The organism is Acidovorax sp. (assembly GCF_046339755.1).
In the GTDB taxonomy this organism is placed as follows: domain Bacteria; phylum Pseudomonadota; class Gammaproteobacteria; order Burkholderiales; family Burkholderiaceae_C; genus Acidovorax.
Genome location: NZ_JBKDTZ010000137.1, coordinates 1 through 11,295, shown reverse-complemented (window position 1 = coordinate 11,295; position 11,295 = coordinate 1). Strand labels below are relative to the sequence as shown.

Sequence of the window (11,295 nt, the reverse complement as noted above, 5' to 3'; positions counted from 1 at the left end):
CACCACGCCGATGCGGCCCTTGCGGTGGATGTGGCCGGGCATGATGCCGATCTTGATCTCGTCGGGCGTGATCAGGCCGGGGCAGTTGGGGCCCAGCAGCAGGGTCTTCTTGCCGCCGGCGGCTTCCTTGGCCTTCATCTTGTTGCGCACTTCGAGCATGTCGCGCACTGGAATGCCTTCGGTGATGCAGATGGCCAGGTCCAGGTCGGCTTCAACGGCTTCCCAGATCGCGGCAGCAGCGCCTGCGGGCGGCACGTAGATCACCGACACGGTGGCGCCGGTCTGCGTCGCGGCTTCCTTGACGGAGGCGTAGATCGGGATGTTGAAGATCGATTCGCCGGCCTTCTTCGGGTTCACGCCCGCCACGAAGGCGTTCTTGCCGTTCGCGTATTCCTGGCACTTTTCGGTGTGGAACTGGCCGGTCTTGCCCGTGATGCCCTGGGTGATGACCTTGGTGTCTTTGTTGATGTAGATCGACATGTGTGTTCTCCGGGCTTACTTGACGGCAGCAACGATCTTGGTCGCGGCTTCGGCCATGGTGTCTGCGGCGATGATGGGCAGGCCGGACTCGGCCAGCATCTTCTTGCCCAGCTCTCCGTTGGTGCCCTTCATGCGCACGACCAGCGGCACGTTCAGGTTCACGGCCTTGCAGGCAGTGATCACGCCCGTGGCGATGGTGTCGCACTTCATGATGCCGCCGAAGATGTTGACCAGGATGCCTTCGACCTTGGGGTTCTTGAGCATGATCTTGAAGGCTTCGGTCACCTTCTCGGGGGTGGCACCGCCGCCCACGTCCAGGAAGTTGGCCGGCTCGCCGCCAAACAGCTTGATGGTGTCCATGGTGGCCATGGCCAGCCCGGCGCCGTTCACCAGGCAGCCGATGTTGCCGTCCAGGCTGATGTAGGCCAGGTCGAACTTGGAGGCTTCCACTTCGGCCGGATCTTCTTCGTCCAGGTCACGGAAGGCCACGATCTCAGGGTGGCGGAACAGGGCGTTGGCGTCGAAGTTGAACTTCGCGTCCAGGGCCATCAGGTCGCCCTTGGAGTCGCAGTTCAGCGGGTTGATTTCCACCAGCGACGCGTCCGTTTCCATGTAGCACTTGTAGATCTTCGCGAAGATGTCCACGGCCTGGTCGATGGAAGCGCCGGTCAGGCCGATGGCGGCCGCGACCTTCTTGCTCTGCTCGGCGGTGATGCCGGTCAGCGGGTCGATCATCTCGGTGATGATCTTCTCGGGCGTGGAGTGGGCCACTTCCTCGATGTCCATGCCGCCTTCGCTCGAAGCGATCAGGGCCACCTTCTGCGTGGCGCGGTCGGTGACCAGCGACACGTACAGTTCGTTCTTGATGTCGGCGCCGTCTTCGATGTACAGGCGGCGGACCTTCTGGCCTTCGGGGCCGGTCTGGTGCGTCTTGAGCTGCATACCCAGGATCTCGCCAGAAATGCGCTTGACGTCGTCGATGGTCTTGGCGACCTTCACGCCGCCGCCCTTGCCACGGCCACCGGCGTGGATCTGGGCCTTGACGACCCACACGGGGCCGCCGAGCTTCTGGGCTGCTTCAACGGCTTCTTGCACCGTGAAAGCGGGAATGCCACGCGGAACGGGCACACCAAAATTGCGCAAGATTTCCTTGCCTTGGTATTCGTGAATCTTCATGAGGTCTCTCTCAGGGAAGGGTGGTAGTTACCCGTTTACCATGAACAGGTGTCTGGCCGCGGGCTTGGGACATGGCAACCTTCGACTGTATCATGCTGCGACGCACCATCCCTTGTGCCTAACACGTACAGCGTTGAAGTCCATCCATTCTTACCCGGCAGTTGCCACTGCCAGACCAGCAGGAGTCACCCCATGTCCAAAGTCTTTATCGATGGCGAAGCCGGCACCACGGGCCTGCAGATCCGTGAGCGCCTGCAGGCCATGCCCGCGGTCGAGCTGGTCAGCATCGCGCCCGAGCTGCGCAAGGACCCTGCCGCCAAGCGCGAGCTGATTGCCGGCGTGGACCTGGTGGTGCTGTGCCTGCACGACGATGCGGCGCGCGAGACCGTGGCCATGGTGGATGGCATCGAAGAGGCCGGTGGCCGCAGGATCAAGATCATCGACGCCAGTACCGCCCACCGCACCGCCCCCGGCTGGGTCTTCGGCTTCCCCGAACTGGCGCCCGGCCAGCCCGATGTGGTGGCCGCCGCCAACCGCGTGGCCAACCCCGGCTGCTATGCCACGGGCGCCATCGCCCTGCTGCGGCCCCTGGTCGATGCGGGCCTGGTCCCCGTGGACTTTCCGCTCGCCCTGCCTTCGGTCAGCGGCTACTCGGGCGGCGGGCGCACCATGATCGAGGCCTACCAGAAGGGCGAGGCCCCGCTGTTCGAACTGTAGGCCCTGGGCCTGGCGCACAAGCACCTGCCCGAGATCATGCGCTACACGGGCCTGACGCGCCGGCCCATCTTCGTGCCCTCGGTGGGCAACTTCGAGCAGGGAATGCTGGTGCAACTGCCCCTGCACCTGGACATGCTGCCCGGCGCCCCCAAGGCCAGCGACCTGCACGACGCCCTGGCCGCGCACTACGCCAAGAGCAACACGCCCGAGCAGTGGGTCAGCGTGCTGCCCGCCACGGCCGACGGCAAGCTCGACGCCCTGGCCCTCAACAACACCAACAAGCTCGAGTTGCGCGTGTTCGCCAACGAAACTTACCGCCACGCCGTGCTGGTGGCGCGCCTCGATAACCTGGGCAAGGGCGCCAGCGGCGCTGCGGTGCAGAACCTCAAGCTGATGCTGGGGATCTAAACCTCATCACCCTCCACGCCGCGCACCACGCGGCGCACCACGTCGCTGGAAAAGCCGCGCGCCATCAGAAAGCGCACCTGCTTCGCGCGGCCTTGCGGGTCCCCGGCCGGCTCGCCGAAACGGCGGCGCCACACCTCGCGGGCGCGGGCCAACTCGGTGTCCTGCAGCTGCGCCAGGGCCTGTTGAACCGCTTCGCCACCCACACCCTTGGCCTGCAACTCCTGGCGGATGCGTGCCGCGCCCATGCGCCCGGCGCGCTGGTGGACGACCGAGGCCACCACGCGCTCTTCGCTGATGAAGTCCCTGGCCTCGAGCTCATTCAGCACGGCCTCCAGGTCCTCGCCCTCCTGCACGTGCGGGCGCAGCTTGCGCAGCAGTTCCGCGCGCGAATGCTCGCGCTGGCCCAGCAGCCGCAATGCGCGGCCCTTGAGGGAAAGGGTGTCAAAGCCCATGGGTTGGTTCTGCAGACAGGCAAGGGATGCAATGCACTGCGGCCATTGCCGCAACACAGCGCAATGGCCGCCAAGGCGTATCGCGGTGGCGCCCAATGCGCCGCCGCATCACTCGTCCGAATCGTCTGCCGCTGCAGCCGCTGGCAGTCCGTCGGGCAGCAGCGCAATGCCCAGCCCTTCGCGCACCTTGTTCTCGATCTCGCGGGCCAGATCGGGGTTCTCGCGCAGGAACTCGCGCGCATTGTCGCGGCCCTGGCCGATCTTCTCGCCGTTGTAGGCATACCAGGCGCCCGACTTCTCGACGATCTTGGCGGTCACGCCCATGTCGATGATCTCGCCCTCGCGGCTGATGCCCTCGCCGAACAGGATGTCGAACTCGGCCGTCTTGAAGGGCGGGCTCACCTTGTTCTTGACCACCTTGACCTTGGTCTCGTTGCCGATGGCTTCGTCGCCCTTCTTGATGGTGCCGGTGCGGCGGATGTCCAGGCGCACCGAGGCGTAGAACTTGAGCGCATTGCCGCCGGTAGTGGTTTCGGGGCTGCCGAACATCACGCCGATCTTCATGCGGATCTGGTTGATGAAGATGACCGTGCAATTGGTCTTCTTGATCGTGGCCGTGAGCTTGCGCAGCGCCTGGCTCATCAGGCGGGCCTGCAGGCCGGGCAGGGCGTCGCCCATCTCGCCTTCGATTTCGGCCTTGGGCGTGAGCGCAGCGACCGAGTCGATGACGATCAGGTCCACGGCGCCCGAGCGCACCAGGCTGTCCACGATTTCGAGCGCCTGCTCACCCGTGTCGGGCTGGCTGATCAGCATGTCGGACAGCTGCACACCGAGCTTCTGGGCGTACTGCACATCCAGCGCGTGCTCGGCGTCGACGAAGGCGCAGGTGCCGCCCAGCTTCTGCATCTCGGCAATCACCTGCAGGGTCAGTGTGGTCTTGCCCGAGGATTCCGGGCCGTAGATCTCGACCACGCGGCCACGTGGCAGGCCGCCCACGCCCAGGGCGATATCCAGGCCCAGCGAGCCGGTGGAGACGACCTGGATGTCTTCGATCACTTCGCCTTCGCCCAGGCGCATGATGGTGCCCTTGCCGAACTGCTTCTCGATCTGGGCGAGCGCGGCCGCCAGTGCCTTGGCCTTTTCGGTGTTGACGGGAAGGGCGGGGTTGGTGCCTTTGACTGCGACGTCCATGGGAAAACTCCTTGAGAAACAACGGGTTGGGTGTTTGCACTTCGTCTGCAATTAACTACAGGCTGGATGCTTGAACAGTAGTTTATGCGAGCCATTGCGCGGCAGCAATCCACTATTTAGTCAGTTTGCCTGACAATATCGGATGCCCGATTTTCTGCCCACCGCACCAGCACCCACACCCGCCGAGGATGGCTGGCGCCAGACCCACCTGGGGCGCCTGCTCGGCCACGCCATGCGCCGTTTCGACGCCCGGGTGCTGCAGCTCATGGCGCAGAACGTGGAAGTGCCGCTGGCCCTGTCCAACCTGGCCGCGCGCGACCAGGTGAGTGCGGCCCACGTGCACATCACGCGCCACCTGGCCCTGCAGGGCGACCGCCTGACCGACCTGGCCCAGCGCGCCGGCATGAGCAAGCAGGCCATGGCCACGCTGGTCGACCAGTGCGAGGCCTGGGGCCTGGTCACACGCGAGGCCGACCCGCTCGATGCGCGGGCGCGGCGCGTGTGTTTCACCCCCACGGGCCTGGCCTGGCTGCAAGCCTTCCGCGACGCGGTGGCCCAGGCCGAGGCCGAGTTCCGCAGCGAAGTGGGCAAGGACGTGGCCACCGTGGTGGCCATCGGGCTCGAAGCCTATGCGGGCGGCGGGCCGGGCTGAGCAGGCCGGGCGCCGCGGGCCCTGGTCAGTCTGCCGATGGCACCTGGGCCCGGGCGGCGGCCACCAGGCGGGGGGCATCGACCCCCAGGGCCCGCAGCGTGCGCGCAGCCACGCCCTGCGGCATGGCCGCGACGGCGGCCACCACGTGCGCGCCGAGCAAGGGGCCTTCCTGCTCCTTGCTTGAGCGGGCGAGTGCCTGCACCAGTTCCTGGCCCGAGGGCCGGGCGCGGTAGAGGCTCGCCGCCGCGGGCGCTTGCAGCGCGGCCGCCTGCGGCAAGGGGGCTTGCACGCCCGCGGCTTGCAGGGCTTCACGGTACTGCCGCTCGATGGCCTCCCCCACGGCTGACGGGTCGGCACCGACACTCTCGAAGGCCCGGCGCGCCGAGCCTTCGGGCAGGTCGATGGCCGCGAGCAGAAAGTGCTCCGCGCCCGGCGCCGCCTGGCCACGCAACCGGGCGTGCGCCTCTGCGTCCGTGCACAGCCGGCTCAAGGTGCGCATGCTCTGGAAACGGCGCTGCAGCTTGCGGAACATGGTGGAACTCCTTGTCTCAGGTTCGGGGAACATGGGCGGACAGCCGCTTGTGCGCGGCCTGCTTGCTGACACCCAGCGCCTGCGCGATCTGCGCCCAGGACCAGCCCTGCTGCAGCGCCGCAGCCACTGCATCGGCTTCGAGCCGGTCGGCCAACAGTCGCAAGGCCACCACGGCCGCGAGCGCAGCCTCGGGGTCCTCGTGCGAAGGAAGGGATGCGGGTAACTGCATGCCGTCAACTGTAGTTGACGACCGGTCGGGCGTCAACAAATATTGACGGCTTCCGTCACGCTGCGGGCACGGAGCTGGCGACCGGACCGCTCCCCCCAGATGCGGGCTCGGCACAGGCCAGCAGCCATTGGCGGAACTGCTTCAGGGTCTGCAGCTGGTTGCGCCCCTCGGGATAGCAGAACCAGTAACCCACATCGCTCTGGTAGCCGCAGCCAGGCAGCGGTTCGCGCACCAGGCCGCTGGCGATCTCGTCCTGCACCAGGCAGCGCGGCACCAGCGCCAGGCCCATGCCGGCCATCACGGCACGGATCATGGACTGGAACTGGTCGAACTGCGGGCCGGCCAGCGGGTTGAGCCCTTGCACGCCATGCGTTTCGCTCCAGCGCAGCCAGGCCTCGGGCACCGTGACATGGCGCAGCAAGGTATGGCGCGCCACGTCGCGCGGGCGGTCGATGGCCCAGTCCGCCACCCGGCTGCGCGGCGCGATCAGCGCCACGTCCTGCCCCGTGAGGTAATGGGCATGCGCGCCGGGCCAGTGGCCGTCGCCGAAGAGGATGGCGCAGTCGAGCTCGGGCCGCTCGAAGTTGTAGCTGTGCACATAGGGCACGAAATGCAGCGTGACCTGCGGATGCTGCTGCTGGAACTGGGGCAAGCGCGGAATCAGCCACTTGGCCGCAAAGGTCGGCAGGCTCGACAGGTGCAGCGCGCCACCACCGTCGTCGCTGGTGATGAGCTCCAGCGTGGCCGCCTCGAGCTGCGCGAGCACGGCGCGCACGGCCTTCTCGTAGCGCTCGCCTGCGGGCGTCAGCGCCAGGCGCTTGCGGCTGCGCTCGAACAGCGGCACGCCCACCCAACCCTCGAGCTCCTTGACTTGCTTGCTCACCGCGCTCTGGGTCAGGTGCAGCGCTTCGGCCGCGCGCGAGACGCTGCCAAAGCGGGTCACCGTGGAAAAGGCGCGCAGCAGGTGCACGGGTGGCGAAAGCCGCCTGAGGGAGGACATCGTAAGTTATCAAATCATTCCGAGCTGGAATGTTATCAGGCACATCCATTGCTTGGTAGAGGGTACCGAATCATTTAATCTCAAACCCCCTCCCTAGGAAAACCATCCATGAAACGCCGTCACCTGCTCACCACCCTGGCTGCCGCATCTTTCGTTCCTGGAATATCCCTGGCGCAAGATGCCAAGCCCTTGCGCATCGTCGTGCCCTTCCCGCCCGGCGGTGCCACCGACATCACCGTGCGCGCGCTGCAGGAGTCGCTGGTGCGCATCCTCAAGCAGCCCGTGGTGCTGGACAACCGCGCCGGCGCAGGCGGATCCATTGGCATGGCCGAGGGGGCGCGCGCCCCGGCCGACGGCCTCACGCTGGGTGTGGCCACCCTGTCCACCCATGGCGTGAACCCGGCCGTCTACAGCAAGCTGCCCTACAACCCGATCAAGGACTTCGTGGGCGTGACCGAGATCGTCAAGGCCCCAGGCGTGGTCGTGGTGAACCCGACCGCCCTGCCGGTCAAGGACTTCGCCGATCTCGTGAAATACCTCAAGGCCAACCCCGGCCGCGTGTCGTTCGCGACGCCCGGCAATGGCACCATCGGCCACATGTGGGGCGAGCTGTTCAAGAGCAGCACGGGCACCTCCATGGTGCACATCCCCTACCGGGGTGCAGGCCCGGCCATCAACGACGTGCTGGCCGGCCAGGTGGCGGTGTACTTCGACCAGGTGGCCTCCTCGCTGCCGCACATCAAGGCCGGCAAGCTCAAGGCGCTGGCCGTCTCCTGGCCCGGGCGGCTTGACGTGCTGCCCGATGTCCCCACTTATGCCCAACTGGGCTTCGCCAACAACAACGACCCGTCGTGGTTCGGCCTGGTCGCACCGGCCGGCACGCCCGCGGCCGCCGTGGACCGCATCCAGCAGGCCGTTGCTCAGGCCTTGCAGGAACCCGCCGTGCGCGAGCGCCTGGCCGGCCAGGGCCTGTACCCCTCGGGCACCACGCCCAAGGACTTCTCGGCCCAGCTGGTGCGCGAGATCGACAAGATGAAGCGCGTCGCGGCCTACGCCAAGATCGCTCTGGACTGAAACCGTGCCGGGCCCACGGGCCCGGCGGCCATAGCTGGGCAAGGCCACTAGGGATAACCATGGTCTCCACCCGGTCTGGACGGCTAGGCCGGCCGTCCCACTTTGCGCACACTCTGCCTATGCATGCAGCCTTGAAACTCATCCACCGACGATTCCAGCAGGCCCAGCCCGGTGCCACCGGTTCTCCCGGCAGCACCCCGCTGGCGCCTGCGGCCTCATCCTCTCCCCCCACATTCACCTACCTGCCCGGCACCACCGCGCTGGTGCTCGACTCGCCGCACAGCGGCACCCGCTACCCCGACGACTTCGGCTCCGTGTGCGACCTGCCCACGCTGCGCCGCGCCGAAGACACCCACGTCGAGAAGCTCTACGACTTCGCCCCTGCGCTGGGCGTGGCCTGGGTGGAAGCGCACTTCCCCCGCATCTACCTCGATGCCAACCGCAACACCACGGAACTCGACGTCAGCCTGCTCGACGGCGAATGGCCAGACCCCATTTCCACCGATCCCCGCGTGCTCTCCAAGGTGCGCCTGGGCAAGGGCCTGATCTGGAAGTTCACCGACGAGGGCGAACCCATCTACAACCGCCAGCTCACGGTGGACGAGGTGCGCGCGCGCATCGACCGCTGCTGGCGCCCCTACCACGGCGCCGTGGAGCAGGCCATCGCCGCCGCGCATGCGCGCCACGGCTACAGCATCCACATCAACTGCCACTCCATGCCGGCCGTGGCGGCCAGCCACGCTACCGACTTCCCGGGCCTGGTGCATGCCGACTTCGTGATCGGAGACCGCGACGGCAGCACCGCCAGCCCGGCGCTGTCGGCCCTGGTCTGCGAGCACCTGCGCGGCTGCGGCTACAGCGTGGAATACAACCACCCCTACAAGGGCGTGGAGCTGGTGCGCCGCTACAGCGACCCGGCCGCGCACCGCCACAGCATCCAGGTGGAGATCAACCGCCGGCTCTACATGGACGAGGCCACCCTGGAACAGCACCCCGAGGGCATGGCACGGCTGCGCACCGATCTGCGCGCCCTGGTGGACAAGCTGCTGGCGCACGACCCGCGAGGCTGATCCCGCGCAAACGGGCTGCCGGCAGCGGCAGCCCGCCGCGCCTAGAATGGGGTGGCAGGCCCGGCGCCAGACCGGGCCGACCAACAGGAGACACCCCCGCATGCGCATCCTCATCGCCGAAGACGACCAGGTGCTGGCCGATGGACTGCTGCGCACCCTGCGCAGCTCCGGCGCCGTGGTGGACCATGTGGCCAGCGGCAGCGAGGCCGATGCCGCGCTGATGACCAACAACGAGTTCGACCTGCTGATCCTGGACCTGGGCCTGCCGCGCATGCACGGACTGGAGGTGCTCAAGAAGCTGCGCAGCCGCGGCTCGGCGCTGCCGGTGCTGATCCTCACCGCGGCCGACAGCGTGGAAGAGCGTGTCAAGGGCCTGGATTTCGGGGCCGACGACTACATGGCCAAGCCCTTCAGCCTGCAGGAGCTCGAAGCCCGCGTGCGTGCGCTCACGCGCCGCGGCATGGGGGGCACCAGCAGCGCCATCAAGCACGGCCCCTTGGTGTACGACCAGGCGGGCAGGGTGGCCACCATCGACGGCAAGATGGTCGAGCTGTCCGCGCGCGAGCTCGGCCTGCTGGAGGTGCTGCTGCAGCGCGCCGGCCGCCTGGTGAGCAAGGAGCAGTTGGTCGAGCGCCTGTGCGAGTGGGGCGAAGAGGTAAGCAACAACGCCATCGAGGTCTACATCCACCGCTTGCGCAAGAAGATCGAGCGCGGCCCGATCCGCATTGCCACGGTGCGGGGCCTGGGCTACTGTCTCGAGAAAATCCCGGGCTAGCCCGCCTCCATCTTGAAAATCTTCCAGCGCGAGCAGCGCTCCCTGTTCGGCGAGATCCTGGACTGGATGCTCACCCCGCTGCTGCTGCTGTGGCCGGTGAGCCTGGCGCTGACCTGGCTGGTGGCGCAGGGGCTGGCCAACAAGCCCTTCGACCGGGCGCTGGAGTACAACGCGCATGCGCTCGCGCAACTCGTGGGCGTGCACAAGGGCGCCGTGCAGTTCAACCTGCCCCAGCCGGCCAGCGAGATCCTGCGTGCCGATGATTCCGACGTGGTGTACTACCAGGTCAAGGGTGTGGGCGGCGAGTTCCTCTCGGGCGAGCGCGAACTGCCTGCGCCGCCCACCGACGAGGTGCCCATGCCCGGCGAGGTGCGGCTGCGCGATGCCGAGCTGCGCGGCATCGACATCCGCGTGGCCTACATCTGGGTGCGCCTGCCCTTGCAGGACAGCCCGCTGGCCCTGGTGCAGGTGGCCGAAACGCGCGAGAAGCGCAGCGTGCTGGCCACCGAGATCATCAAGGGCGTGATGCTGCCGCAGTTCGTGATCCTGCCGCTGGCCGTGCTGCTGGTGTGGCTGGCGCTGGCGCGCGGCATCCAGCCGCTGAACCAGCTCGAGCAGCGCATCCGCGCGCGCAACCCAGACGACCTGTCGCCGCTGGACGACCGCACCGTGCCGCTGGAGGTGGCGCCGCTGGTCTCCTCGGTGAACGACCTGCTCACACGCCTGCACGACTCGCTGGCCACGCAAAAGCGCTTCCTGGCCGACGCGGCGCACCAGCTCAAGACGCCGCTGGCCGGCCTGCGCATGCAGGCCGACCTGGCCCAGCGCGAGGGCACCAGCACCGAGGAACTCAAGCGCTCGCTGCAGCAGATCGGGCGCTCCAGCATCCGCGCCACGCACACCGTCAACCAGCTCTTGGCCCTGGCGCGCGCCGAGGGCAGCGGCGTGGGCTTTGCGCGCCAGCCCTGCGACCTGGCTCGCCTGGCCATCGAAGTGGTGCGCGACTCGGTGCCGCGCGCGCTCGAAAAGCGCATCGACCTGGGCTACGACGGCGCCGAGCCCGGCTCGCCCGGCGTCTGGGTGGACGGCAACCCCACGCTGCTCAAGGAGCTGGTGCGCAACCTGGTGGACAACGCGCTCAACTACACCCCCTCGAGCCCCGACCGGCCCGGCGTGGTGACGACGCGCGTGCTGGCCGACACTTTTGGCCGCGTGCTGCTGCTGCAGGTGGAGGACTCGGGCCCGGGCGTGCCCGAATCCGAACGCGAACTGGTCTTCCAGCCCTTCTACCGCGCGCTGGGCAGCGATGCCGACGGCTCGGGCCTGGGCCTGCCCATCGTGCTGGAGATCGCGCGCAAGCACGGGGCCGAGGTACAGCTCGAAGACGCCCACCCGGGCATGCAGCCGCCGGGGGCGCGCTTCAGCGTGCGCTTTGCGGCCAGCGACAGCGCCCCGGGCTGAGACACTTGCCCGTTTGGGGCATCATGGATCCCCCGTTCAGCCTGCTGACCCCATGCCGCCCATGCACCGTTTTCGCAA

Annotated in this window: 12 protein-coding genes and 1 pseudogene; 6 read left to right on the top strand and 7 right to left on the bottom strand. The window is 67.7% G+C overall.

Translation table 11 applies throughout. The features are described 5' to 3' along the window. Both ACK59X_RS11305 and sucC read right to left on the bottom strand, forming a co-directional pair. Nucleotides 1–480 (bottom strand): CoA-binding protein (locus ACK59X_RS11305; RefSeq protein WP_409957412.1); only part of this gene is annotated, 480 nt, incomplete at its 3' end. 15 nt (nucleotides 481–495) lie between these two features. Further along, complete coding sequence (gene sucC, locus ACK59X_RS11300) at nucleotides 496–1,656, bottom strand: ADP-forming succinate--CoA ligase subunit beta (protein ID WP_409957411.1); 1,161 nt, start codon at nucleotides 1,654–1,656, stop codon at nucleotides 496–498. 192 nt (nucleotides 1,657–1,848) lie between these two features. On the opposite strand from sucC, the pseudogene argC reads away from it, so the two are divergent. Beyond that, nucleotides 1,849–2,781 (top strand): annotated as a pseudogene (argC, locus tag ACK59X_RS11295) (N-acetyl-gamma-glutamyl-phosphate reductase). On the opposite strand, the gene recX reads toward argC, so the two are convergent. Together recX and recA are read right to left on the bottom strand one after the other, a co-directional pair. Continuing rightward, the gene (gene recX / locus ACK59X_RS11290) at nucleotides 2,778–3,233 is read right to left on the bottom strand and encodes a recombination regulator RecX (RefSeq protein WP_409957410.1); all 456 of its coding nucleotides are present in this window, start codon (nucleotides 3,231–3,233) and stop codon (nucleotides 2,778–2,780) included. The pseudogene argC and the gene recX sit on opposite strands and share 4 nt — an antisense overlap. A 108-nt stretch (nucleotides 3,234–3,341) precedes the next feature. Then, on the bottom strand, nucleotides 3,342–4,424 hold the full coding sequence (gene recA / locus ACK59X_RS11285; RefSeq protein ID WP_409957409.1) for a recombinase RecA: 1,083 nt from the start codon (nucleotides 4,422–4,424) through the stop codon (nucleotides 3,342–3,344). A 142-nt stretch (nucleotides 4,425–4,566) separates the two neighbouring features. On the opposite strand from recA, the gene ACK59X_RS11280 reads away from it, so the two are divergent. After that, on the top strand, nucleotides 4,567–5,076 hold the full coding sequence (locus ACK59X_RS11280; RefSeq protein ID WP_409957408.1) for a MarR family winged helix-turn-helix transcriptional regulator: 510 nt from the start codon (nucleotides 4,567–4,569) through the stop codon (nucleotides 5,074–5,076). A gap of 25 nt (nucleotides 5,077–5,101) precedes the next feature. On the opposite strand, the gene ACK59X_RS11275 is transcribed toward ACK59X_RS11280, so the two are convergent. Genes ACK59X_RS11275 through ACK59X_RS11265 form a run of 3 tightly spaced genes read right to left on the bottom strand, consistent with a single transcriptional unit; the run spans nucleotide 5,102 to nucleotide 6,837 of the window. Beyond that, the gene (locus ACK59X_RS11275) at nucleotides 5,102–5,608 is read right to left on the bottom strand and encodes a Clp protease N-terminal domain-containing protein (protein ID WP_409957407.1); all 507 of its coding nucleotides are present in this window, start codon (nucleotides 5,606–5,608) and stop codon (nucleotides 5,102–5,104) included. 16 nt (nucleotides 5,609–5,624) lie between these two features. Beyond that, nucleotides 5,625–5,837 carry a helix-turn-helix domain-containing protein gene (locus ACK59X_RS11270; protein ID WP_409957406.1) on the bottom strand — a complete coding sequence of 71 codons (213 nt, stop codon included), beginning with the start codon at nucleotides 5,835–5,837 and terminating at the stop codon, nucleotides 5,625–5,627. A gap of 55 nt (nucleotides 5,838–5,892) precedes the next feature. Beyond that, entirely contained in the window at nucleotides 5,893–6,837 is a 945-nt protein-coding gene (locus tag ACK59X_RS11265; RefSeq protein ID WP_409957405.1) for a LysR substrate-binding domain-containing protein, read from the bottom strand. Nucleotides 6,838–6,945: 108 nt separating this feature from the next. Here ACK59X_RS11265 and ACK59X_RS11260 point away from each other — a divergent pair, with 108 nt between their 5' ends. The 4 genes from ACK59X_RS11260 to ACK59X_RS11245 all read left to right on the top strand — a co-directional run bounded on the left by ACK59X_RS11260 (nucleotide 6,946) and on the right by ACK59X_RS11245 (nucleotide 11,217). Then, entirely contained in the window at nucleotides 6,946–7,911 is a 966-nt protein-coding gene (locus tag ACK59X_RS11260) for a tripartite tricarboxylate transporter substrate binding protein BugE (RefSeq protein ID WP_409957404.1), read from the top strand. 119 nt (nucleotides 7,912–8,030) lie between these two features. Then, a complete protein-coding gene (locus ACK59X_RS11255; RefSeq protein WP_409957403.1) occupies nucleotides 8,031–8,981 on the top strand; it encodes an N-formylglutamate amidohydrolase in 951 nt (316 codons plus the stop codon). Nucleotides 8,982–9,081: 100 nt separating this feature from the next. After that, on the top strand, nucleotides 9,082–9,756 hold the full coding sequence (locus ACK59X_RS11250; RefSeq protein WP_305744333.1) for a response regulator transcription factor: 675 nt from the start codon (nucleotides 9,082–9,084) through the stop codon (nucleotides 9,754–9,756). Between the two features lie 12 nt (nucleotides 9,757–9,768). Beyond that, nucleotides 9,769–11,217, top strand: a complete 1,449-nt coding sequence (locus ACK59X_RS11245; RefSeq protein ID WP_409957402.1) for a sensor histidine kinase N-terminal domain-containing protein — start codon at nucleotides 9,769–9,771, stop codon at nucleotides 11,215–11,217. Nucleotides 11,218–11,295: the final 78 nt, after the last annotated feature.